This window comes from Cellulosimicrobium sp. 4261 (genome assembly GCF_040546915.1).
In the GTDB taxonomy this organism is placed as follows: domain Bacteria; phylum Actinomycetota; class Actinomycetes; order Actinomycetales; family Cellulomonadaceae; genus Cellulosimicrobium; species Cellulosimicrobium cinnabarinum.
On record NZ_JBEPOQ010000006.1, the window covers coordinates 144,774 to 168,160 of the forward strand.

The 23,387-nt window shown below is 74.1% G+C and carries 17 protein-coding genes and 1 tRNA gene; 13 read left to right on the forward strand and 5 right to left on the reverse strand.

The window, feature by feature from the left end:
• Nucleotides 1-81: 81 nt before the first annotated feature.
• Nucleotides 82-1,077, forward strand: a complete 996-nt coding sequence (locus ABIE39_RS10285; protein WP_175009159.1) for an aldo/keto reductase — start codon at nucleotides 82-84, stop codon at nucleotides 1,075-1,077.
• A gap of 187 nt (nucleotides 1,078-1,264) precedes the next feature.
• On the opposite strand, the gene ABIE39_RS10290 is transcribed toward ABIE39_RS10285, so the two are convergent.
• The 3 genes from ABIE39_RS10290 to ABIE39_RS10300 all read right to left on the reverse strand — a co-directional run bounded on the left by ABIE39_RS10290 (nucleotide 1,265) and on the right by ABIE39_RS10300 (nucleotide 7,481).
• Complete coding sequence (locus ABIE39_RS10290) at nucleotides 1,265-5,077, reverse strand: multifunctional oxoglutarate decarboxylase/oxoglutarate dehydrogenase thiamine pyrophosphate-binding subunit/dihydrolipoyllysine-residue succinyltransferase subunit (RefSeq protein WP_502914849.1); 3,813 nt, start codon at nucleotides 5,075-5,077, stop codon at nucleotides 1,265-1,267.
• Nucleotides 5,078-5,472: 395 nt separating this feature from the next.
• Nucleotides 5,473-6,678, reverse strand: a complete 1,206-nt coding sequence (locus ABIE39_RS10295) for an ATP-binding protein (protein ID WP_175009161.1) — start codon at nucleotides 6,676-6,678, stop codon at nucleotides 5,473-5,475.
• Nucleotides 6,675-7,481 carry a response regulator transcription factor gene (locus ABIE39_RS10300; protein WP_228088118.1) on the reverse strand — a complete coding sequence of 269 codons (807 nt, stop codon included), beginning with the start codon at nucleotides 7,479-7,481 and terminating at the stop codon, nucleotides 6,675-6,677. The genes ABIE39_RS10295 and ABIE39_RS10300 overlap by 4 nt, the downstream gene beginning before the upstream one ends.
• A gap of 185 nt (nucleotides 7,482-7,666) precedes the next feature.
• Between ABIE39_RS10300 and ABIE39_RS10305 the strand changes: the two genes are divergently transcribed.
• The 4 genes from ABIE39_RS10305 (at nucleotide 7,667) to ABIE39_RS10320 (ending at nucleotide 11,664) form a co-directional block, all read left to right on the forward strand.
• Complete coding sequence (locus ABIE39_RS10305) at nucleotides 7,667-9,043, forward strand: hemolysin family protein (protein ID WP_114553572.1); 1,377 nt, start codon at nucleotides 7,667-7,669, stop codon at nucleotides 9,041-9,043.
• Entirely contained in the window at nucleotides 9,040-10,083 is a 1,044-nt protein-coding gene (locus ABIE39_RS10310; protein ID WP_034655108.1) for a hemolysin family protein, read from the forward strand. The genes ABIE39_RS10305 and ABIE39_RS10310 overlap by 4 nt, the downstream gene beginning before the upstream one ends.
• Nucleotides 10,084-10,238: 155 nt before the next feature.
• Nucleotides 10,239-11,045 (forward strand): D-alanyl-D-alanine carboxypeptidase family protein, encoded by an 807-nt coding sequence (locus tag ABIE39_RS10315; protein WP_175009162.1) that lies wholly within the window; start codon nucleotides 10,239-10,241, stop codon nucleotides 11,043-11,045.
• A 55-nt stretch (nucleotides 11,046-11,100) separates the two neighbouring features.
• Complete coding sequence (locus tag ABIE39_RS10320; protein WP_175009163.1) at nucleotides 11,101-11,664, forward strand: hypothetical protein; 564 nt, start codon at nucleotides 11,101-11,103, stop codon at nucleotides 11,662-11,664.
• Between the two features lie 41 nt (nucleotides 11,665-11,705).
• Here ABIE39_RS10320 and ABIE39_RS10325 read toward each other — a convergent pair whose 3' ends face one another.
• Both ABIE39_RS10325 and ABIE39_RS10330 read right to left on the reverse strand, forming a co-directional pair.
• On the reverse strand, nucleotides 11,706-12,338 hold the full coding sequence (locus tag ABIE39_RS10325) for a CYTH domain-containing protein (protein ID WP_034655122.1): 633 nt from the start codon (nucleotides 12,336-12,338) through the stop codon (nucleotides 11,706-11,708).
• A gap of 110 nt (nucleotides 12,339-12,448) precedes the next feature.
• Nucleotides 12,449-12,521, reverse strand: a tRNA-Arg gene (locus ABIE39_RS10330).
• Nucleotides 12,522-12,714: 193 nt separating this feature from the next.
• Here ABIE39_RS10330 and argS point away from each other — a divergent pair.
• From argS to prfA, 8 genes are all read left to right on the forward strand, one after another.
• Complete coding sequence (gene argS, locus ABIE39_RS10335) at nucleotides 12,715-14,400, forward strand: arginine--tRNA ligase (protein WP_354051627.1); 1,686 nt, start codon at nucleotides 12,715-12,717, stop codon at nucleotides 14,398-14,400.
• Nucleotides 14,397-15,785 (forward strand): diaminopimelate decarboxylase, encoded by a 1,389-nt coding sequence (lysA, locus tag ABIE39_RS10340; protein ID WP_175009165.1) that lies wholly within the window; start codon nucleotides 14,397-14,399, stop codon nucleotides 15,783-15,785. Before argS ends, lysA begins: the two co-directional genes overlap by 4 nt.
• A 162-nt stretch (nucleotides 15,786-15,947) precedes the next feature.
• Nucleotides 15,948-17,288, forward strand: a complete 1,341-nt coding sequence (locus ABIE39_RS10345; protein ID WP_354051629.1) for a homoserine dehydrogenase — start codon at nucleotides 15,948-15,950, stop codon at nucleotides 17,286-17,288.
• An 11-nt stretch (nucleotides 17,289-17,299) separates the two neighbouring features.
• Nucleotides 17,300-18,403: a threonine synthase gene (gene thrC / locus ABIE39_RS10350; protein ID WP_175009213.1), complete on the forward strand. Its 1,104-nt coding sequence runs from the start codon at nucleotides 17,300-17,302 to the stop codon at nucleotides 18,401-18,403.
• Nucleotides 18,403-19,332 (forward strand): homoserine kinase, encoded by a 930-nt coding sequence (gene thrB / locus ABIE39_RS10355; protein WP_175009166.1) that lies wholly within the window; start codon nucleotides 18,403-18,405, stop codon nucleotides 19,330-19,332. The genes thrC and thrB overlap by 1 nt, the downstream gene beginning before the upstream one ends.
• Before the next feature lie 249 nt (nucleotides 19,333-19,581).
• A complete protein-coding gene (gene rho, locus ABIE39_RS10360) occupies nucleotides 19,582-21,699 on the forward strand; it encodes a transcription termination factor Rho (protein ID WP_354051631.1) in 2,118 nt (705 codons plus the stop codon).
• A 164-nt stretch (nucleotides 21,700-21,863) separates the two neighbouring features.
• The gene (gene rpmE, locus ABIE39_RS10365) at nucleotides 21,864-22,082 is read left to right on the forward strand and encodes a 50S ribosomal protein L31 (RefSeq protein ID WP_074807541.1); all 219 of its coding nucleotides are present in this window, start codon (nucleotides 21,864-21,866) and stop codon (nucleotides 22,080-22,082) included.
• Between the two features lie 201 nt (nucleotides 22,083-22,283).
• Nucleotides 22,284-23,387: a peptide chain release factor 1 gene (gene prfA / locus ABIE39_RS10370; protein WP_175009168.1), complete on the forward strand. Its 1,104-nt coding sequence runs from the start codon at nucleotides 22,284-22,286 to the stop codon at nucleotides 23,385-23,387.

Sequence of the window (23,387 nt, forward strand, 5' to 3'; positions counted from 1 at the left end):
GGTGCGCGATGCGCCCGCGCCCGTCAGACTCGGTGCCCGGGTGTGTCTTCCGGCGCACCCGACGCAGCACGAGGAGGAACGATGGAACGACAGGTGCTCGGGCGGACGGGACGGCTCGTCTCGGTCGTCGGACTGGGAACCTGGCAGCTCGGCGCCGACTGGGGCGACGTGAGCGAGGACGACGCGCGCACCGTCCTCGACGCCTCCGCGCAGGCCGGCGTGACGTTCTTCGACACCGCGGACGTCTACGGCGACGGGCGCAGCGAGCAGATCATCGGCTCCTACCTCGCCGACAACCCCGGCCACGGGATCACGGTCGCCACGAAGATGGGCCGCCGGGAGCCGCAGGACGCCGACAACTACACGCTCGCGAAGTTCCGCGAGTGGGTCGACCGCTCGCGCCGCAACCTGCGGACCGACCGGCTCGACCTCGTGCAGCTGCACTGCCCGCCGACCGCCGTCTACTCGCGCGACGAGGTCTACGACGGCCTCGACACGCTCGTCGCCGAGGGCGCGATCGCGAGCTACGGCGTGAGCGTGGAGACGGTGGACGAGGCGCTCACCGCCATCGCGCGCCCCGGCGTCGCCACGGTCCAGATCATCCTCAACGCGTTCCGGCTCAAGCCGCTCGACGCGGTGCTGCCCGCGGCATCCGACGCCGGCGTCGGCGTCATCGCGCGCGTCCCGCTCGCGTCCGGGCTGCTGTCCGGGAAGTACACGAAGGACACGACGTTCGCCGCGGACGACCACCGCACGTACAACCGCGACGGCAGCGCGTTCGACGTCGGCGAGACGTTCTCCGGCGTCGACTTCGAGACCGGTGTCCAGGCGGCGGCCGAGTTCACCACGCTCGTGCACGACGTCGTCGGGCAGGACCTCACCCCGGCCCAGGTGGCCATCGCGTGGGTCTGGCAGCAGCCGGGCGTGTCGACGGTCATCCCCGGCGCGCGCAACGTCGAGCAGGCGCGCTCGAACGCCGCCGCGGGCGACGCCGACGTCCTCGGCCCGCTCTTCACCTCCGGTGTGCGCGAGATCTACGACCGCTACCTGCGCGAGAAGATCCACGACCGCTGGTAGTCCCGCGAGATCGACCCGCGCGTCGCCACGTCGGCCTCCTGAGGGCCGATCTCGGGCGCTCGGGTCGATCTCACCGCTCCCCGGCCGCGGCCCGCGCGAGCTGCGGCGGCGGGCGACGGACGCACCGACGACGAAGGCCCCCTCCGTGCGGAGGGGGCCTTCGTCGTGCGCGGGTCGTGCGGGCCGGTCAGCGGGCGAAGGCCTGCTCCAGCAGCACGGCCTGCTGCGCCTGGTGCTTCTTCGCCGTGCCGGCGGCCGTGGAGGCCGACGCCGGGCGGGAGACGACGCTCACGCGCGGGAGGTCCTCGGGCAGGTTGATGTGCACGAACGACCAGGCGCCCTGGTTCTCGGGCTCGTCCTGGACCCAGACGACCTCGGCGTCCGGGTACTTCGCGAGCTCGGCCCGGATGCCGTCGACGTCGAGCGGGTACAGCTGCTCGAGGCGGACCAGCGCCACGCCCTCGTCGCCGCGCTTGGTGCGCTCGGCGAGCAGGTCGTAGTAGACGCGGCCCGTGCACAGGAGCACGCGGTCGACCTTCGCCGGGTCGGCCGACGCGTCCGGGATCACCGGGCGGAACGTGCCGGTCGTGAAGTCCTCGACGCTCGACGCGGCAGCCTTGAGGCGCAGCAGCTGCTTCGGCGTGAAGACGATGAGCGGACGGCGCGGGCGCGCGTACGCCTGCCGGCGGAGGAGGTGGAAGTACGACGCCGGCGTGGACGGCTGCGCGACCGTCATGTTGTCCTCGGCCGCGAGCTGGAGGAAGCGCTCGATGCGCGCGGACGAGTGGTCCGGCCCCTGGCCCTCGTAGCCGTGGGGGAGCAGCATGACGACCGAGGAGTACTGGCCCCACTTCTGCTCGGCGGACGAGATGAACTCGTCGATCACCGTCTGGGCGCCGTTGACGAAGTCGCCGAACTGCGCCTCCCACAGCACGAGCGCGTCGGGGCGCTCGACCGAGTAGCCGTACTCGAACCCGAGCGCGGCGTACTCCGAGAGCGACGAGTCGTAGACCCAGAACTTCGCCTGGTCCGCCGACAGGTACAGCAGCGGCGTCCACTCGGCGCCCGTCTCGCGGTCGTGCAGGACGGCGTGACGCTGCACGAACGTGCCGCGGCGCGAGTCCTGGCCGGCGAGGCGCACCGGGGTGCCCTCGACGAGGAGCGAGCCGAACGCGGCGAGCTCGCCGAAGCCCCAGTCGATGTTGCCCTCGACGGACATCTGCCGGCGCTTCTCGAGGAGCTGCGCGAGCTTCGGGTGGACGGTGAAGCCCTCCGGCGGCGCGACGTGCACCTGGCCGACGCGCTCGAGGACCGAGCGGTCGATCGCCGTCTTCCAGCCGACCATCGTGCCGGCGTCCTCGAGCTGGGACTCCGGGCGCTCGAGACCGGCGACCGGCTCGCGGTCCGCGGCGGGCGTGAAGCCGCCCTCCTTGGTCTCGGTGAAGACGCGCTCGAGCTGGGCCTGGTAGTCCTGGAGGACGTGCTCGGCCTCCTCGAGCGTGATGTCCCCGCGCGCGACGAGGTTCTCGGTGTACAGCTTGCGCACCGAGCGCTTCGCCTCGATGAGGTTGTACATGAGCGGCTGCGTCATCGAGGGGTCGTCGCCCTCGTTGTGACCGCGGCGGCGGTAGCAGATCATGTCGATGATCACGTCGCGGTCGAACTGCTCGCGGAACGCGAAGGCGAGCTCGGCGACGCGCACGCATGCCTCGGGGTCGTCGCCGTTCACGTGGAAGATCGGGACCTGGTAGCCCTTGGCGACGTCGGTCGCGTACGTCGTCGAGCGTGACGACGACGGACCCGTGGTGAAGCCGACCTGGTTGTTGATGATGACGTGCACGGTGCCGCCGGTGCGGTACCCGCGCAGCTGCGCGAGGTTGAGCACCTCGGGCACCACGCCCTGGCCCGCGAAGGCCGCGTCGCCGTGGATGAGGATCGGCAGCACGGAGAACCCGTCGCCGCCCAGGTCGATGCGGTCCTGCTTGGCGCGCACGATGCCCTCGAGCACCGGGTCGACCGCCTCCAGGTGGGAGGGGTTCGCCGCGAGGTAGACCTTCGTCGTCGCGCCGGTCTCGGCCGTGAAGACGCCCTCGGTGCCGAGGTGGTACTTCACGTCGCCCGAGCCCTGGACGCTCTTCGGGTCGAGGTTGCCCTCGAACTCGGCGAAGATCTGCGCGTAGCTCTTGCCCGCGATGTTGGCGAGCACGTTGAGCCGCCCGCGGTGCGCCATGCCGATGCCGACCTCGTCGAGGCCGTTCTCCGCGGCCTTCGACAGGATCGCGTCGAGCAGCGGGATGAGCGCCTCCCCGCCCTCGAGCGAGAAGCGCTTCTGCCCGACGAACTTCGTCTGCAGGAACGTCTCGAACGCCTCGGCGGAGTTGAGGCGGCGCAGGATGCGGAGCTGGTCCTCGCGCGGCGTGCGCGCGTACCCGGACTCGAGGCGCTCCTGGAGCCACTTGCGCTGCGTGCGGTCGGCGAGGTGCATGTACTCCACGCCGACGGTGCGGCAGTAGGAGTCGCGCAGCAGGCCGAGGATGTCGCGCAGCGTCGACTTGGTGCGGCCGCCGAACCCGCCCGTGGGGAACGTGCGGTCGAGGTCCCACAGCGTCATGCCGTGGTTCTGGATGTCCAGGTCGCCGTGCTTGCGCTGGCGGTACGCGAGCGGGTCGGTGTCCGCCATGAGGTGCCCGCGCGAGCGGTAGGAGTGGACCAGCTCGGCGATCTTCGCGGGCTTGGCCGCCTCGATCTCGGCGTCCGTCGTGTTGTCGCGGACCCAGCGCACCGGCTCGTAGGGGATGCGCAGCGCGGCGAACACGCGGTCGTAGAAGCCGTCCTCGCCGAGGAGCTTCTGCGACAGGATGCGCAGGAACTCGCCGGACTGCGCCCCCTGGATGATGCGGTGGTCGTAGGTCGACGTGATCGTCAGGACCTTCGAGATGCCCAGGCGGGCGAGCCGCTCGGTCGAGGCGCCCGCGAACTCCGCGGGGTAGTCCATCGCGCCGACGCCGATGATCGTGCCCTGGCCCTGCATGAGGCGCGGCACCGAGTGCACGGTACCGATGCCGCCCGGGTTGGTGAGCGAGATCGTGGTGCCCGCGAAGTCGTCGACGCCGAGCTTGCCGCCGCGCGCACGGCGCACGAGGTCCTCGTAGGCCGCCCAGAACTGGGCGAAGTCCATCGTCTCGGCCTTCTTGATGCTCGGCACGAGGAGCTGGCGCGAGCCGTCCGGCTTCGCCAGGTCGATCGCGAGCCCGAAGTTCACGTGCGCGGGCTGGTTGACCGCGGGCTTGCCCTCGATCTGCGTGTAGCTCGCGTTCATCACCGGCATGTCGGCCAGCGCCTCGACGAGCGCGAACCCGATGAGGTGCGTGAACGAGATCTTGCCGCCACGACCGCGCGCGAGGTGGTTGTTGATGACGATGCGGTTGTCGACCATGAGCTTGGCCGGCACCGCGCGGACCGACGTCGCCGTCGGCACCTGGATGCTGGCCTCCATGTTCGTCACGACGCGCGCGGCGGGGCCGCGGAGCTTCTGCACGTCGTCCGTGGCCTCGTCCTCGGGCGCGGGGGCGCCGGCGACCTTGCGCGCGGGCACCTGGGCGTACGGCGCCGTCGCGGGCTGGGCGGTCGCGACGGGGCGCGACGCGTGGACGGCCTCGACCGCGGCGTTGACCGCCGGGTCGGCCGGGAGCTTCGGCGGCTTGACGCGCTGCGCGGCCTCGGCGGCGGCCGAGCCGTCGGTCACGGCGGCCGGCGCTGCCGGAGCCGGCGCGGCGGGGGCGGCGGGCGCCGCCGAGGCGGACGCGCCGTTCACCGGCGCCGCGGCCGGGCGGGAGCCGTTCGCGGGCGCCGCGGGGGCGTCGCTCGTGGTGTCGGCGTCCGAGCGCTCCGCAGGGCGGTAGTCCTCGAAGAAGTCCCACCACGCGGGGTCCACCGCGTTCTTGTCCTGGAGGTACTGCTCGTACAGCTCGTCGACGAGCCACTCGTTCGCTCCGAACACGGAGCTTGCGTCGCTGATCGCCTCTGACTCAGCCTTCGGGGACACGCGAGGATCGCCCACTTTCACACACAGGTCGCTGTCGGTCACAGCCCGCGACCGTGGCACGACGGCGCACCGCTCCTGCGGCGCCCCCGACATCGGCACGGGCTCGTCCGGGTTCCGGACCACTCCAGCCTAGGCCCTCGTCGTCGGCCTCGGGGGTTGGGCGGAGCGTTCCGGCGCGGCCTGTTCGCGGGTTCTTCACGCCGTGTCTGGGCCAGGCAAACGCGACCCCACGCGCACCTCGTCGGAGGGCAAGATCGCGGAATTCCACGCCATCCCGAGGTATCTCCGCGCGACGGTGTGACGCATCTCACCCGCGAGCGCGAGCCGGTGCGCGTGCTGTCAGGACGGGGTCACCGCACGTCGGGGTGCGCCGCGTACGACGCGTCGCCGTCCTCGGGCGGGAACGGCGCGGAGCCCGCGTGCGCGGGCAGGGTGACGCGCATCGTCGCCCCGCGGCGCGAGTCCGCGACCTCGATCCGTCCGCCGTGCAGGTCGACCGCCCAGCGCACGATCGCGAGCCCGATCCCCGTCCCGCCTGTCGAGCCGCCGGTCGTCGTGTGCGCGCCCGTCGCGCTCGCCCGGGCGAACCGCTCGAAGATCCGCTCGCGGTCCTCCTTGGCGATCCCCGGTCCCTCGTCCACGACCTCGAGCACGACGTCGTCGTCCACCGGGTACGCCTCGAGCCGGATCTCCCCGCCCTGCGGCGAGTGGCGGATCGCGTTCTGCAGGAGGTTGGTCACCACCTGGTGCAGCCGCTCGCGGTCCGCCTCGAGCACGAGGTCCGGGGGCGTGACGTCGACGACGTAGCGCAGCTGCTTGCCGGCCTCGACCATCGACACCGCCTCGGCGTTCTCCTCGAGGAAGTCGCCGACGTCGATCTGGGTGATGTTGAGCGCCGCCGCGCCCGCCTCGATGCGGGACAGGTCCAGGAGGTACGCGACGAGCCGCGTGAGTCGCTCGGTCTGCGCGAGCGACATCTCCATCGTCGCGGGCGTCGGGGGTGTCACCCCGTCCACGACGTTCTCGAGCTGGGCCTGCAGCGCGGCGATCGGGGTGCGCAGCTCGTGCGAGACGTTGGCGATGAGCTCGCGGCGCACCTGGTCGCTGGTCGCGAGGTCCTCCGCCATGACGTTGAACGCCACCGCGAGCTGCCCGACCTCGTCCCGGCTCGTCGCGCGCACCCGGCGCGTGTAGTCCCCGTCGGCCATCGCGCGGGCGGCGGCGGTCATCTCCCGCAGGGGGGACGTCATGCCGCGCGCGAGGAGCTGCGTGAGCAGCAGGGACAGGACGATCGCGAGCGGGAACGTGCGCGACGGCCCGAGCTGGTTCTGCAGCCCGATCCACGTGATGAGGACGGCGAGCGTCACCGTCGCGGCGACGAGCACCCCGAGCTTGATCTTCAGCGACCGGAACGAGTCGAGCGGTCGGACGTCCGGCAGGTGCGGGCGGATCGTGTGGGCCCGGTGCGGCGCCGGCCGGGCCGGGCCGGGAGCCTGCGCCTGCCCCGGGTCCGTGCCGTCGGCGGGGTCGGTGGGGTCGGCAGCGGGGGAGGTCATCCGGCGGGCGGCTCGAACGCGTAGCCGACGCCGTGGACCGTGCGGATGAGGTCCGCACCGAGCTTGCGGCGCAGCGCCTTGATGTGGGAGTCGACGGTGCGCGTCCCGCTGGCGTCCGCCCAGTCCCACACCTCGGCGAGCAGGCGCTCGCGCGTGAGGACCGTCTTCGGCGAGCTCGCGAGCATGACGAGCAGCTCGAACTCGGTGGGCGTGAGGTGGACCTCCTCGCCCGCGCGGTAGACGCGGCGCTGGGCCTTGTCGATCGTCACGTCGCCCACCGTCATGGGCGGGTCGCTCGGGGCGGAGCTCGCGGCCTGCGTGGCGCGGTCGACGCGCCGCAGCAGCGCCTTGATGCGCGCGACGAGCTCGCGCATGGAGAACGGCTTCGTCATGTAGTCGTCCGCGCCGACGCCGAGCCCGATGAGCATGTCGGTCTCGTCGTCGCGCGCGGTGAGCATGAGGATCGGGACGGGCTGCTCCGCCTGGATGCGGCGCGTGACCTCGAGGCCGTCGATGCCGGGGAGCATGACGTCGAGGACGATCGCGTCCGGGCGCAGCCGCGTCGCGGCGTCGACGGCGGACAGACCGTCCCGCGCGACCTCGACGCGCCAGCCCTCGGCGCTCAGTCGCTGGGCGATGGCGGTCGCGATGGCCGGCTCGTCCTCGACGACGAGGACCGTGGCCGCCTGCTGCGGGGTGCCGCCACCGGCCACCGGCGCGGTCGTGGGCACGGGCCCGCGGCCGGGGACGGGACCGGCCCCCGCGCCGGTCGGTGCTGCGCTCGCTGCCCTCGGATCTGCCATGGGATACAGCGTGGCACACGTCGGCCCAGGTCGGCTGGATTTCGTCGTCGTCCCGGGGCCAGGTCGCGTGGCCCGGTCGGCCGCCCGGGCGCCGCCGGGCCCTCCCTCCCGGGCGCCGCGCGACGGGCGAGCGCTACCATCGTCGGCACGATGAAGAGCACCTCCCGATATCGGTGGAGCACCTCGTGGTAGGCGACTGGGTCATGGTCGCGCTCGGGGTGCTCCTCACCGCAGGTACCGCCGTCTTCGTGGCCAGCGAGTTCTCCCTGGTCACCCTCGACCCCGCCGTCCTCCCCGCCGGGGACGACGCCGACCAGGAGGGCGACAGACGCGGCTCCCCGCCGTCGGGCGGGACGGGCGGCCCCGACCGCCGCGACCGCAGCGTCCGGGCCGGGCTCAAGCACCTGTCGACCGAGCTCTCCTCGGCGCAGGTCGGCATCACCCTCACCACCATCCTCCTCGGGTACACCGCGCAGCCGGCGCTCCTCTCGCTCTTCGGGGAAGCCCTGAGCTCGACGCCGCTCGGCCGCGCGGCCTCCGCGGTCCTCGCGGGCGTCCTCGCGCTGCTCGTCGTGAACTTCGTCTCGATGCTCTTCGGCGAGCTCATCCCGAAGAACTTCGCACTCAGCGCGCCCTACGCCACCGCGCGGCAGGTCGTGCCCGTGCAGCGGCAGTTCACCAAGCTGTTCCGGCCGGTCATCGCCGTGCTCAACGGCTCGGCGAACGCGATCCTGCGCCGCGTCGGGGTCGAGCCGCGCGAGGAGCTGTCGGGCGCCCGCTCGGCGTCCGAGCTCGCCGCGCTCGTACGCCGTTCGGCGCAGGAGGGCACGCTCGACGTCTCCGTCGCGACCCTCCTCACCAACTCGATCGAGCTCGACGAGCTGAGCGCCGTCGACGTCATGACCGACCGCATGCGCATGGTCGTCGTGGACCGGGACGCGACGGCCGCGGACGTCGTCGACGCCGCCCGCCGGACCGGGCACTCGCGGTTCCCCGTCATCGGCGAGGACCGCGACGACGTCGTCGGCCTCGTCCACCTGCGGCGCGCCGTCGCCGTCCCGTACGACCGGAGGCACGAGGTCCCGGCGGCGGCCCTCATGGCCGACGCCCCGCGCGTGCCCGAGACGGTGCGGCTCGGACCGCTCCTCGTCGAGCTCCGCGGCTTCGGTCTCCAGATGGCGGTCGTCGTCGACGAGTACGGCGGCACCTCGGGCGTCGTCACGCTCGAGGACGTCGTCGAGGAGCTCGTGGGCGACGTCGCGGACGAGCACGACCCCCGGCGCTCCGGCGCGGCCCGCCGCGCGGACGGCTCGTGGCTCGTGCCCGGCGTCATGCGGCCCGACGAGCTCACCGAGGTCACCGGCCTCCGTGTCCCGGAGGACGGCGCCTACGAGACGCTCGGCGGCCTCGTCATGGCCCGCCTGGGCAGGGTGCCCGAGCCGGGCGACGAGGTCGCCGCAGGCGCGGGCCGGCACCGCGTGGTGCTGCGCGTGGAGGCGATGGAGGGGCGGCGCGTCGAGCGGCTCTCGGTCCGCGCGACGCCGACGGAGGGGGACGCATGAGCTCCACCACGGCGCTCCTCGTCGCGCTCCTCCTGCTCGCCGGCAACGCGTTCTTCGTCGGCGCCGAGTTCGCGGTGATCTCCGCGCGCCGCTCGGCGATCGAGCCCCTCGCCGCGCAGGGCAACCGGCGCGCCCAGACGGTCCTGTGGGCGATGGAGCACGTGTCGCTCATGCTCGCGTGCGCCCAGCTCGGCGTGACCGTCTGCTCCACGGGTCTGGGCGTCGTCGCGGAGCCCGCCATCGCGCACCTCATCGAGGACCCGTTGCACGCGCTCGGCGTGAGCACCGCGCTCGCGCACCCGATCGCGTTCGTCGTGGCGCTCGCGATCGTCGTCTACCTGCACGTGGTGCTGGGCGAGATGGTCCCGAAGAACCTCGCGGTCTCCGGTCCGGAGACGGCCGTCATGTGGTTCGGCCCGCCGCTCGTGTGGATCGGCCGCGTGCTGCGCCCCGTCATCGTCGCGCTCAACTGGCTCGCGAACCACGCGGTGCGCGCCACGGGCGTCGAGCCGAAGGACGAGGTGGCGTCGGCGTTCACCGCCGAGGAGGTGCAGTCCATCGTCGAGCACTCCCAGGCCGAGGGCGTGCTGCGCGACGAGCAAGGGCTGCTGTCGGGAGCCATCGAGTTCTCCGAGCGCACCGCGCAGGACGTCATGGTGCCCGTCGCGGACCTCGTCACCGTGACGGAGGGCTGCACGCCCGACGAGGTCGAGCGCCTCGTCGCGAAGACCGGCTTCTCCCGGTTCGCCGTCGCGGACGTCACGGGCGACCTCGTGGGCTACCTGCACGTCAAGGACGTCCTCTACGCGGACGAGACGACGCGCGAGGCCCCCGTCCCGTCGTGGCGCGTGCGGGCGCTCGCGGCCGCCGCGCCCGACGACGAGGTGGAGGACGCGCTGCGCGCCATGCAGCGCTCGGGGGCGCACCTGGCGCGCGTCGACGGTCCGGAGGGCGGCGGCGCGCTCGGGGTCGTCTTCCTCGAGGACATCCTCGAGGAGCTCGTCGGCGAGGTGCGCGACGCGATGCAGCGTCGGCCGTAGGTCGGCGGGTCCGGCGGCGCGAGGTTCGCGGAGGACGCTCCGCCGAGGCCCTGAGCAGGGGACTTGGCATCGCCGGAGCCCTTCGTTACTGTTCCGTGATTGATCGGTCATCGGTGGCTCGGAGCCACCCCGAAGACGTGAGAGGCAGGTGGCGGGTGGAGTCGCAGAACGGCGCACCCGCCCTCGACTCACGACGGGCCCGGCGCGAGGCGGAGCAGGGCTCCCGGCGTCGCCGCCCCCAGGCACAGGTCTCCAGCCAGCACCGCTGGGTGCCGCGCGTCGCCGTCCTCGGGACGCTCGCCGCCGCGACCATCGCGATGCCGCTCTCCGCGGGCGCCGACGACGCGCTCGGCACCGGCTCGCCCTTCGAGCCGGACACCCGCCCCGTCGGCCCGAGCGCGCTCGACCTCGCGACCGCCGCCCCGACGGCGCCCGCCGTGTCCCCGAGCGTCGCCGCCGCCCCCCGCGTCGAGGTGCGCCGGGAGGCGGCCTCCCGCTCCGCCGCGCGCGACCCGCTGCCGGGCTGCGACCCGACGGTGCGACCCGAGGGCACGAACGGCAACCTCGACGAGCACGCGCTGTGCGAGCTGTGGCAGGCCGACGAGCACCTGCGGCCCGACGCGGCCGTCGCCCTCTCCGCGATGAACGAGGCGTTCCGGGCGACCTTCGGCCGAGACCTCTGCCTCGTGTCGTCGTACCGCACGCTCTCGACGCAGGTCTCGCTCAAGTCCTCCCGGGGCGCCTTCGCGGCGCCCCCCGGCTGGTCCATGCACGGGTGGGGGCTCGCGATCGACCTCTGCTCCGTGGAGACCGGCTCGCGCGAGGTCTACGCGTGGATCAACCAGAACGGCGGCACGTACGGCTGGGCCAACCCCGCGTGGGCCAAGCGCGGCGGCAGCGGCGCCTACGAGCCCTGGCACTTCGAGTTCGTCCAGGGCGTCGAGGAGATCCAGAACTCCTGACGCGCCTCCGGCCGGTCGCCCCGCGCGCGGCCGCGCCGCGCCGTATCGTCGGACCGTGGCCGACCTGCTCCTCGCCGCGGTCGTCCTGCGCCGCCCCGAGCACGCGCTCGCCGCGCAGGTGCTGAGCCTCGCCGTGAGCGGCCTCGTCCGCGTGGAGCCGACGGCGCCCGGCGAGCCCCCCGTCCTCGTCCTCCTCGACGCGTCGCCCGCCTCCGAGCGCGAGCACCTCGCGCTGTCGACCCTCTTCGGCGAGACGGCGGACGAGGGCGCCCGCGTCGCGCTCGACCCCGCCGACGACGCCCTGCGCCTCCGCGTGCACGACGCCGCGCGCCGGGTCGTGCGGAGCGCGCGCCACGACGGCTACCTGGAGACGGGACGGGCACACCGGCTCACGGAGAAGGGCGACGCGGTGCGGGCCGACCTCGTCGCGCTGGAGGACGCCGTCGAGCGCGAGGTCGCGGAGGCGCGTGCGCACGACCGTGCGCGCGAGCACGTGTCGCCCGGCGCGCTGCCGTGGGCCGTCCTGTTCGGGCACGAGCCCGGGTGGGTGCCTGTCGACGGGCGCACGGTCCGGTTCGACGTCGGCGCGGTGTGCGCGGCGGCGGACGCGCTGCGCTGACCGGGGCGGGGGGACCGCCGTCGGGCGTGGCCGCGCGGCGGCTACGGGCCGGAGAGCCGCTCGTTGCGGCCGAAGTCCTGGAGGAACCGCGGGCCGGACGCGGCGAGCTCGGCCTCGAACTCCTCGCGCCACGCGCCGTAGGGGCGGCCCGCGAGGGCGTCGTTCGAGAACCGGGGGTCGTCCGTGAGCTCGGTGACGCAGAACGCGGGGATCTGCAGGTCCGTGACCGGGCCGGTGCGCTCGCACTCCGCGACGACGAGCGGGTGGTTCGCCCCGCCGAACACGTCGACGACCCAGCCGTCGGCCCCGACCCACACGGAGTACCGCGTCTTGACGACGCGCGCACCGCCGCGGCGGATCATCTGGACGCCGACCGCCACGTCGACCTCGCGCTCCGCCTCGTAGCGCGTGCCGCCGGCCATCGGGCCCTTGACGGTGAGCGTGCACAGGTCGACGGCGGGGGCGTAGCGGTCGAGCAGCCGGACCGGGTCGGTCGTGGCGTCCATCGTCGCGTCGACCGTGGGCACCTTGGCGCGCAGCCGCAGCGCGTAGCCCTCGTCGGCCAGGTAGTAGCTCTGCACGATGAGGGCGGGCGCGTCGCGCAGGTCCTCGGGCAGCTCGCGCACGAGGAACCGGCGCTCGAACTCGAAGTCCCCGTAGCCGCCGTCGGTCATGGCCCCACCGTAGCGGGAGCGCGGGGGTCGTGGCGGGACCTCGTGCACGGGCCGGAGACGGCGCGAGCCCGGCCGCGCGAGGCGGGCCGGGCTCGTGGGAGCGGTGCGGGTGCCCTCGATAGGATTCGAACCTACGACCTTCTGCTCCGGAGGCAGACGCTCTATCCACTGAGCTACGAGGGCGAGCGCCGACGGTGACCGCCGACGCGATGCACGAGACTACCAGCCCGCGCGGGGTGCGCCGACCTCCGGGCCCACCTCCGGCCGGACCCCTGGGCCGACTCCGCGCCAGCCCTGCGCCAGCACTGCGCCGACCCGGCGCCGGCCCGGCGAGATCCCGCGACGGACGGTGCCCGCGCCTCGGTAGAATCGCCCGGTGACCCCCGACGAGCTCTCCGAAGCGCTGAGCGCTGCCCTGGCCGCCGCCGTCGCCGACGGCACCCTCGACCTGGACCCGACCGCGGTCCCCGAGCGCGTCCACGTCGAGCGACCCCGGCAGCGCGAGCACGGCGACTGGGCCACGAACGTCGCGCTGCAGCTCGCGAAGAAGGCGGGCACGACGCCGCGCGTGCTCGCCGAGGACCTCGCGCGCCGCCTCGCCGCGCACCCGGGCATCCGGGCCGTGGACGTCGCGGGCCCCGGATTCCTCAACATCACCCTCGACGCGGCCGCCGCGGGCGAGCTCGCGCGCACCATCGTCGAGGCCGGCCCGGCGTACGGGCGCGGCGACTCCGAGGCGGGCAAGAAGGTCAACCTCGAGTTCGTCTCCGCGAACCCGACCGGGCCCATCCACATCGGCGGGGTCCGCTGGGCCGCCGTCGGCGACTCGCTCGCGCGCGTGCTCGAGGCGAGCGGCGCGACCGTGACGCGGGAGTACTACTTCAACGACCACGGCGCGCAGATCGACCGCTTCGCGCGCTCGCTCCTCGCGCGCTCGCGCGGCCAGGAGGCACCGGAGGACGGGTACGGCGGCGAGTACATCACCGAGATCGCGGACGCGGTCGTCGCGGACGCCGTCGCCGCGGGCGACCCCGACCCGCGCACGCTCCCGGACGCGGAGGCGCAGGAGGTGTTCCGCGCGCGCGGCGTCGAGCGCATGTTCGGCGAGATCAAGGCGTCGCTGCACGACTTCGGCGTCGACTTCGACGTGTACTTCCACGAGGACTCGCTGCACGAGTCGGGCGCCGTCGAGCGGGCGGTCGAGCGTCTGCGCGGGTCCGGGCACATGTTCGAGAAGGACGGCGCGACCTGGCTGCGCACGACCGACTTCGGCGACGACAAGGACCGCGTCGTCATCAAGTCCGACGGCGACGCCGCGTACATCGCGGGCGACATCGCCTACTACCTCGACAAGCGCGAGCGCGGCTTCGACGAGGTCATCATCATGCTCGGCGCCGACCACCACGGGTACGTCGGCCGCATGATGGCGGTCTGCGCGGCCTTCGGTGACACGCCGGGCAAGAACCTCCAGCTCCTCATCGGGCAGATGGTCAACCTCGTCAAGGACGGCCAGCCCGTGCGCATGTCCAAGCGCGCCGGGACGGTCGTGACGCTGGAGGACCTGGTGGACGCCGTCGGCGTCGACGCCGCGCGCTACTCGCTCGCCCGCTCCTCCGCGGACCAGAACATCGACCTCGACCTCGACCTGCTCGCGCGGGCGACGAACGAGAACCCCGTCTACTACGTGCAGTACGCGCACTCGCGCACCGCGGCGGTGGACCGCAACGCGGCCGACCGCGGCGTCTCGCGCGCCGACGGGTTCGAGCCCGCGCTGCTCGACCACCCGAGCGAGGCGGCGCTCGTCGGGCGTCTCACCGAGTTCCCGCGCATCGTCGCCCAGGCGGCCGAGCTGCGCGAGCCGCACCGCGTCGCGCGCTACCTCGAGGCCCTGGCCGGCGACTACCACACGTGGTACCAGCAGAAGTCGCAGCGCGTCCTGCCCTACCCGGACGAGGAGGTCACGGACACGCACCGCACGCGCCTGTGGCTCAACGACGCGGTGCGCCAGGTCCTCGCCAACGGCCTGGGGCTGCTCGGCGTGACCGCGCCGGAGCGCATGTGAGCACGAGCCTGCCGGGTCACCCCGGCGAGCCGTGGTCGCGCGGCGTGCGGCGCCGGGACGACGGCGTCGTCGAGGTCGCGGGCGTCGACGTCCGCACGCTCGCGGCCGAGCACGGGACGCCCGCGTACGTGCTCGACGAGGCGGACTTCCGCGCCCGGGCGCGCGCGTACCGCACGGCGTTCGAGACGGCGTTCCGCGCCGTCGGGTCGGACGTCGACGTGTACTACGCGGGCAAGGCGCTGCTCACGGTCGCCGTCGCGCGCTGGGCGCGCGAGGAGGGCCTGCGCGTCGACACCGCGAGCGGGGGAGAGCTCGCCGTCGCGCTGCGCGCCGGCGTCCCCGGTCCCGAGATCGGCCTGCACGGCAACAACAAGTCCGACGCCGAGATCGGGCGCGCGCTCGACGAGGGCGTGGGTCGGATCATCGTCGACTCGCTCGTCGAGGTCGAGAGGGTCGCACGCCTCGCGGGGGAGCGCGGCGTCGTCGCGCCCGTCATGGTCCGCGTGACGACGGGCGTCCACGCGGGCGGGCACGAGTACATCTCGACCGCGCACGAGGACCAGAAGTTCGGGCTGTCGGTCGCGTCGTCGCGCTCCGCGGACGGCAGACCGGCCGGCGACTCCCCGGCGATGACCGCGCTGCTCGACGTCGTCGCGCGCCCCGAGCTGCACCTGCTCGGGATCCACTCGCACATCGGCTCCCAGATCCTCGACCCCTCGGGCTTCGAGGTCGCGGCGCGCGCCGTGCTGGAGCTGCGGGCGCGGCTCGCGGACCGCTCGGGCGTGCTCGTCGACGAGGTCGACATCGGCGGCGGCTACGGCATCGCGTACCTCCCGGGCGACGTCGCGCTCGACCCGGAGCGCGTCGCGAAGGACGTCGCGCGCGCGGTCGAGGCGGTGGCCGCGGAGCTCGGCACTCCGCTGCCGCGGTTCTCGATCGAGCCGGGGCGCGCGATCGTCGGGCCGGCCGGTCTCACGCTCTACACGGTCGGCACCGTGAAGCCCGTGACCCTCGACGACGGGCGCGTGCGCACGTACGTGTCGGTGGACGGCGGCATGAGCGACAACATCCGCCCCGCGCTCTACGCGGCGCAGTACCACGCGGAGGTCGTCGGGCGGGCGTCCGAGGCCGGGCCCGTGCTCGCGCGCGTCGTGGGCAAGCACTGCGAGAGCGGCGACATCGTCGTGCACGAGGTGCTGCTCCCCGGCGACGTGCGGGCGGGCGACCTGCTCGCGGTGCCCGCCACGGGGGCGTACGGCCGCTCGATGGCGTCGAACTACAACCTGCTGACGCGTCCGCCCGTGGTCGCCGTGCACGACGGCGCGAGCCGCGTGCTCGTGCGGCGCGAGACCGTCGAGGACCTGCTCGCGCTCGACGAGGGCTGACCCCACCGGGTCGTGCCCGCCGGTCGGCATCCGACCTGTGGGCACGCCCCGGGCGGGCGGACCCGTCGCCGTATCCTGTGCCTGCGGCTCCCGCGCCACCCGGGCACGACCCGGACCGTGCGCGGTGCCGCACCCGTCCTGACCACCCGAGGAAGGTCCGTCGTGCCGTCTGCCGCCGAGTCCCACCCGCCCCTGCGCGTCGCCCTGCTGGGGTGCGGCGTCGTCGGCACCCAGGTCGCGCGGCTGCTCACGGAGCAGGCCGACGACCTCGCGTCCCGGGTCGGGGCGCCCCTGGAGCTCGTCGGGATCGCGGTCCGGGACTCGTCCGCGCCGCGCGACGCCGCGGTGGACCGGTCGCTGCTCACGGAGGACGCGGCGGGCCTCGTCGAGCGTGCCGACATCGTCGTCGAGGTGATGGGCGGCACCGAGCCCGCGCGGTCGCTGCTGCTGCGCGCGATCGAGGCGGGCGCCGCCGTCGTGACGGCGAACAAGGCGCTGCTCGCCGAGGACGGCCCCACGCTCTACAAGGCGGCCGACGCCGCCGGGGTGGACATCTACTTCGAGGCCGCCGTCGCGGGCGCGATCCCCATCGTCCGCCCGGTGCGCGAGTCGCTCGCGGGCGACCGCGTGCGGCGCGTGCTCGGCATCGTCAACGGGACGACCAACTACGTGCTCGACCAGATGGCCTCGACGGGCAGGGACCTCGACGAGGCCGTCCGCGAGGCGCAGGACCTCGGCTACGCGGAGGCGGACCCGACGGCGGACGTCGAGGGGTACGACGCCGCGGCCAAGGCGGCGATCCTCGCGAGCCTCGCGTTCCACACGCGCGTGTCCCTCGACGACGTCGCGCGCGAGGGCATCCTGGCCGTCACGGCCGACGACGTCGCGTGGGCCGCGCAGACGGGCCACGTCATCAAGCTCCTCGCCATCGCCGAACGGCGCGACGGCGACGCCACCGGCGCGGAGGCGGGCGTGTCCGTGCGCGTGCACCCCGCGCTCGTGCCGACCTCGCACCCGCTCGCGAACGTGCGCGGCTCGTTCAACGCGGTGTTCGTCGAGGCGGAGTCCGCGGGCGAGCTCATGTTCTACGGGCGCGGCGCGGGCGGCGCCCCGACGGCGTCCGCCGTCCTGGGCGACGTCGTCTCCGCCGCCCGCCACCGCGTGCTCGGGGGCAAGGGGCCGCAGGAGTCCACGTACGCCGAGCTCCCGATCCTCCCGGCGAGCGCCGCGGTCACGCGCTACCAGGTGCGCCTCGACGTCGAGGACCGCCCGGGCGTGCTCGCGCAGGTCGCGCACGCGCTCGCCGAGCACGGCGTGTCCATCGAGGCGGTCCGCCAGCCGACGGCGCGCGGCGGGGCCGACGTCGCCGAGCCGGGCGTCGCGGAGCTCCTCATCACCACGCACGCGGCGCCGGAGTCGGCGCTGTCGGCCACCGTCGCGGCGGTCGCCGAGCTCGAGCCCGTCCGCACGATCACGTCCGTCCTGAGAGTCGAGGGAGCCTGATGGCCCACGAGATGGCCCACCAGTGGCAAGGCATCATCGCCGAGTACCGTGACCGGCTGCCCGCGCACGTGTCCGAGCGCATCGTCACGCTCGGCGAGGGAGGCACGCCGCTCGTCGAGGCGCCGGCCCTGTCGGCGCGCACGGGTGCCCAGGTCTTCGTCAAGGTCGAGGGCATGAACCCGACGGGGTCGTTCAAGGACCGCGGCATGACGACGGCGATCTCCGCGGCCGCCGGGCGCGGCGCGCAGGCGGTCGTGTGCGCGTCCACGGGCAACACGTCGGCGTCGGCGGCCGCCTACGCCGTGCGCGCGGGCATGACGTGCGCGGTGCTCGTCCCGGACGGCAAGATCGCGATGGGCAAGCTGAGCCAGGCGATCGCCCACGGCGCGCGCCTGCTCCAGGTCGACGGCAACTTCGACGACTGCCTCGTCGCGGCGCGCAAGCTCGCCGAGGCGTACCCGGTCGAGCTCGTGAACTCGGTCAACCCCGACCGCATCGAGGGCCAGAAGACGGGCGCCTTCGAGATCGTCGACGCGCTCGGAGACGCCCCGGACATCCACGCGCTGCCCGTCGGCAACGCGGGGAACATCACCGCGTACTGGAAGGGCTTCCGCGAGTACGCCGGCCAGGGCGTCGCGGGGCACGCGGGGGAGGGCCTGCCGGCCGTCGCGACGCGCACGCCGCAGATGTGGGGCTTCCAGGCGGCGGGCGCCGCGCCGATCGTCGCGGGCCACCCGATCACGGAGCCCGAGACCGTCGCGACCGCCATCCGCATCGGCAACCCCGCGTCGTGGGAGCTCGCCGAGGCCGCGCGCGACGAGTCGGGCGGCGTCATCGAGGCCGTCTCCGACGAGCAGATCCTCGCGGCGCACCGCGTCCTGTCGAGCGAGGTCGGCGTGTTCGTCGAGCCCGCGTCGGCCGCCGGCGTCGCCGGGATCCTCGCGCGCGCCGAGCGCGGGCTCGTGCCCGCCGGCGCGCGGATCGTCGTCACGGTCACCGGGCACGGTCTCAAGGACCCGCAGTGGGCGCTGCGCACGCTCGACGGCACCGAGGTCCAGCCGACGCGCGTGACCGCCGACGTCGTGTCCATCGCCGACGCCCTCGGGCTCGACTGATGCAGCTCGGCGCGGACCACGTACGGGTGCGCGTCCCGGCGACGAGCGCGAACCTCGGCCCCGGCTTCGACGCGCTGGGCCTCGCGCTCGCGCTCCACGACGTGCTCGAGGTGCGCGCGCTCGCGAGCGACGACGTCGTGGTCGACGTCGAGGGCGAGGGCGCGGGGGAGGTGCCCGGCGACGCGTCGCACCTGGTGGTGCGCGCACTGCGGGCCGCGCTCGACGTGGCGGGTGCGCCGCAGACGGGCCTGCACCTGACGTGCGTCAACCGCGTCCCGCACGGGCGGGGCCTCGGGTCGTCCGCCGCGGCCGTCGTCGCGGGCATCGTCGCCGCGCGCGCGCTCGTCGCCGACCCGTCGGTCCTCGACGACGACGTCGCGCTCGGCCTCGCGACCGCGATCGAGGGGCACCCCGACAACGCGGCGCCCGCGCTGCTCGGCGGCGCGACCGTCGCGTGGGAGAGCGGGACGCCCGGATCCGGGGCGCGCGCCGTCCGGCTCGACGTGCATCCCGACCTGCGGGCGACGGTGCTGGTCCCCTCGGCGCGGCTCGCGACGAGCCGCGCGCGCGGCGTGCTCCCCGCGCACGTGCCGCACGCCGACGCGGCGTTCAACGCGGGGCGGTCGGCCCTGCTGGTCGAGGCGCTCACGCGACGCCCCGACCTGCTCCTCGACGCGACCGACGACCGGCTCCACCAGGGGTACCGTGCCGGCGTCATGCCGACGACGTCGGAGCTCGTCCGCGCGCTGCGGGCGCGAGGGCTCGCGGCGACGGTGTCGGGTGCCGGTCCTACCGTGCTCGTCCTGTCCGGGGCGGACCGCCTCGACGAGGTCGCGGGCGTCGCGGACGAGCTCGTCGGGGGGAGCGCGGACTGGTCGGTCAGCCGCCTCGACGTCGACACGCGCGGGGTCGTGGCCGAACGGCTCTGAGCGCTGTCCTGCCGGTGCTAGGATGGTCCCAGCCTTCGGTCACGCTCTCGCATCAGCAGTCGAGCGTTCTCCAGCGCGGAAGTGCCGCGACAGAGCCCGTCCGAGAGAAGGCAATCCAGCCCGCGTCAGATGACGTCGTCGTACCACTGACGCGTGGTGACACCTGCGCACCGGCCGTCACGGCCGGGCGTCGACCACCCGCGGTCCGCCCTCTGAGAGACGGACGCAAACGAGGGGGAAGGGTCCTTCGTGACAGACACCATCGACACCGCCACGAGCAGCGCGACCGGTTCGGCCGCTGCCGGCGGTACCGCCCGGAACGGCGCGCTCTCCACCCTGCGCCTCCCGGAGCTGCAGGCGCTCGCCTCCCAGCTCGGGGTCAAGGGCACGTCCAAGATGCGCAAGGGCGATCTCGTGGACGTCATCCGCGCCCGCACCGGCGAGCAGGGCGCCTCCGAGCGCCCCGCCGCGTCGCGGCGTGACACGGACGCGGCGCCTGCCGCGTCGCGTGAGACGAACGAGGCGCCCGTCGCCTCGGGGCGCGGCCGCAGCCGCCGCGCCGAGCGGCCCGCGGCGAGCCCCGCGGCCGGCACCGACTCCCCGGTGGCGCGCCAGGACGCGCCGTCGGCCGCGAGCCGCGAGGAGCGCACCGCCGCTCCCGTGCTCGACCTCCCGGTGCGCGCCGACGAGCAGCGCGGTGAGCGCCGCGACGGCCGCCGCGACGCCCGCTCGGAGGCCGCGGCCGCCGTCGCCGAGGCGCTCGGCGAGGGGGTGCGCACGCGCGACACCTCGAACGAGTCGCCCGACGAGCGCGCCGCGCGCGCCGCCGCCGCCGTCGGTCTCGTCACGGGCGAGCGCGGCTCGCGCCGTGCGGGTCGGGGCACCGGCGCACCGCGCACGGGCGAGGGCGACGCCGACGCGCCGCGCGGCGACCGCCAGCGCGACCAGCAGGGCGGCGAGCGCCAGCGCGAGCAGCAGCCGGAGAAGCAGTCCGGTCAGCAGTCCGGTCAGCAGGGCCGCGGCGAGCGTCAGGGCGACCGCCGCGACGACCGCCAGCTCCTCGACGACGAGCGCGGCGGGCGCCGCCGTCGGGGCCGCGACCGGGGTCGCGACCGCGACCGCAAGCGCGGCCGCAACCGCCAGGGTCCGGACCTCTCGGGCCTCGACGACATCGAGGTCAACGAGGACGACGTCCTGCTCCCCGTCGCGGGCATCCTCGACATCCTCGACAACTACGCGTTCGTCCGGACGAGCGGCTACCTGCCGGGCAACAACGACGTCTACGTGTCGCTCGGCCAGGTGAAGAAGGCCGGGCTGCGCCGCGGCGACGCCGTGACGGGCGCCGTGCGCCAGCCGCGCGAGGGCGAGAACCAGGGCAACACCGCGCGCCAGAAGTTCAACGCGCTCGTCCGCCTCGACACGGTCAACGGCATGTCGCCCGAGGCGGCGCGCGAGCGCCCGGAGTTCAACCGGCTCACGCCGCTGTACCCGCAGGAGCGCCTGCGCCTCGAGAACTCCGAGGCCACGCGTCTCACGCCGCGCGTCATCGACATCGTCGCGCCGATCGGCAAGGGCCAGCGCGGTCTCATCGTCGCGCCGCCCAAGGCCGGCAAGACGATCATCATGCAGCAGATCGCCAACGCGATCGCCGCGAACAACCCCGAGGTCCACCTCATGGTGGTGCTCGTGGACGAGCGGCCCGAAGAGGTCACCGACATGGAGCGGACGGTCCGCGGCGAGGTCATCGCCTCGACGTTCGACCGCCCCGCGTCGGACCACACGATCGTCGCCGAGCTCGCGATCGAGCGCGCGAAGCGCCTGGTCGAGCTCGGCCAGGACGTCGTGGTGCTCCTCGACTCGCTCACCCGCCTCTCCCGCGCGTACAACCTCGCGGCACCGGCCTCGGGCCGCATCCTGTCCGGTGGTGTGGACGCGTCCGCGCTCTACCCGCCGAAGCGGTTCTTCGGCGCGGCGCGCAACATCGAGAACGGCGGCTCCCTGACGATCCTCGCCTCGGCGCTCGTCGAGACGGGCTCGAAGATGGACGAGGTCATCTTCGAGGAGTTCAAGGGCACGGGGAACATGGAGCTCCGCCTGTCCCGCAACCTCGCGGACAAGCGCATCTTCCCGGCCGTGGACGTCAACGCGTCCGGCACGCGCCGCGAGGAGATCCTCATGTCGCAGGACGAGCTGAAGATCATCTACAAGCTCCGCCGCGTCATGGGTGCCCTCGACCAGCAGCAGGCGATCGAGCTGCTGCTCGGCCAGCTCAAGAAGACGCAGACGAACGTCGAGTTCCTGCTGCACGTCCAGAAGACGACGCCCGGCGGGCTGGCCGACGACGACAACGTCGGCCGCACGATCTGACGCGTCGCCCGGTCATCGACGGCGGGTGGCCCCGGGAAGTTCTCGGGGCCCCCGCGCGTTCTGGCACAATGGTTCGTCGGCCTGCGCTCGTCAGGCCGCTTGTCGCCGGTTCACAGGCGCGGTAGCCGCACCTGACCCGGAGACGTCACCCCAAGGAGAAAACCGTGAAGTCTGGTATCCACCCCGAGTACGTCGTCACCGAGGTGACGTGCACCTGCGGGAACACGTTCGTGACGCGCAGCACCGAGACGTCGGGCAAGATCAGCTCCGACGTGTGCAGCGCCTGCCACCCGTTCTACACGGGCAAGCAGAAGATCCTCGACACCGGTGGTCGCGTGGCGCGCTTCCAGGCGCGCTACGGCAAGAAGGACGCCGGCAAGTAGCAGCACCGCAGCGCCGGTGGTCCGAGCCCGACAACCTCTCCAGGGGCAGTCGGTGCGCTCGGACCACCGGCGCTGTCGCGTTGTCGGGGCCGGCCGGACCGGTCGGCCCCGCGACGCGCCCGCGTGCGACCGCACGCCCGGCGCCGCCGCGCCGGGCCGCGACCGCCGTCCCGCACCGCCGTACCGTCCGAGGAGCCGTCCGTGACCGAGTCGTTCGCCGCCGTCGAGCCGTTGCTGGCCGAGCACGCCGAGATCGAGGCGCAGCTCGCCGACCCGGCCGTCCACGCCGACGCGGGCCGCGCCCGCACGCTCGGGCGGCGCTACGCCGAGCTCAACCAGGTCGTGGGCGCCTACCGCGCGTGGCGCGAGGCGAGCGACGACGCCGAGGCCGCGGTCGAGCTCGCCGCGCTGGGCGGCGACGACGGCGACGCGTTCGCGGCGGAGCTCCCGGGCCTGCGTGCCACCGAGGAGGAGGCGCGCGAGCGCCTGCGCCGCGTGCTCGTCCCGCGCGACCCCGACGACGGCCGCGACGTCATCCTCGAGATCAAGGCGGGCGAGGGCGGCGAGGAGTCGGCGCTGTTCGCCGGCGACCTGCTGCGCATGTACCTGCGGTACGCCGAGCGCCGCGGCTGGAAGACGGAGGTCCTGGAGTCGACCGACTCCGACCTCGGCGGCTACAAGGACGTCCAGGTCGCGGTGAAGGCGCGCAGCACGCCGTCCGACCCGGCCGAGGGCGTCTGGGCCAACCTCAAGTACGAGGGCGGCGTGCACCGCGTCCAGCGCGTGCCCGTGACCGAGTCGCAGGGTCGCATCCACACGTCCGCCGCCGGTGTCCTCGTGTTCCCCGAGGTCGAGGACGCGGGCGAGGTCGAGATCGACCCGAACGACCTGCGGATCGACGTCTACCGCTCGTCGGGCCCGGGCGGGCAGTCCGTCAACACGACGGACTCCGCGGTGCGCATCACGCACCTGCCGACAGGGATCGTCGTGTCGATGCAGAACGAGAAGTCCCAGCTCCAGAACCGGGAGCAGGCGATGCGCGTGCTGCGCGCGCGCCTGCTCGCCGCGCAGCAGGAGGCGGCCGCCGCGGAGGCGGCGGACCTGCGGCGCTCCCAGGTGCGGACCGTCGACCGCTCCGAGCGCATCCGCACCTACAACTTCCCGGAGAACCGCATCGCGGACCACCGCACCGGGTACAAGGCGTACAACCTGGACCAGGTGCTCGACGGCGACCTCGACCCCGTCGTGCGCTCGGCCGTGGAGGCGGACGAGGCGGCCCGGCTCGCGGCCGCGGGCGGGGCCTGA

Bases quoted from the DNA above. Each gene is read 5' to 3' on its own strand.
- ABIE39_RS10325 (WP_034655122.1), bottom strand. From the start codon at position 12,338: ATGACCGACGGCGGCTACGGGGACTTCGAGTTCGAGCGCCGGTTCCTC.
- ABIE39_RS10285 (WP_175009159.1), top strand. From the start codon at position 82: ATGGAACGACAGGTGCTCGGGCGGACGGGACGGCTCGTCTCGGTCGTC.
- ABIE39_RS10300 (WP_228088118.1), bottom strand. From the start codon at position 7,481: ATGGCAGATCCGAGGGCAGCGAGCGCAGCACCGACCGGCGCGGGGGCC.
- thrC (WP_175009213.1), top strand. From the start codon at position 17,300: ATGGCCCACCAGTGGCAAGGCATCATCGCCGAGTACCGTGACCGGCTG.
- ABIE39_RS10310 (WP_034655108.1), top strand. From the start codon at position 9,040: ATGAGCTCCACCACGGCGCTCCTCGTCGCGCTCCTCCTGCTCGCCGGC.
- ABIE39_RS10295 (WP_175009161.1), bottom strand. From the start codon at position 6,678: ATGACCTCCCCCGCTGCCGACCCCACCGACCCCGCCGACGGCACGGAC.
- thrB (WP_175009166.1), top strand. From the start codon at position 18,403: ATGCAGCTCGGCGCGGACCACGTACGGGTGCGCGTCCCGGCGACGAGC.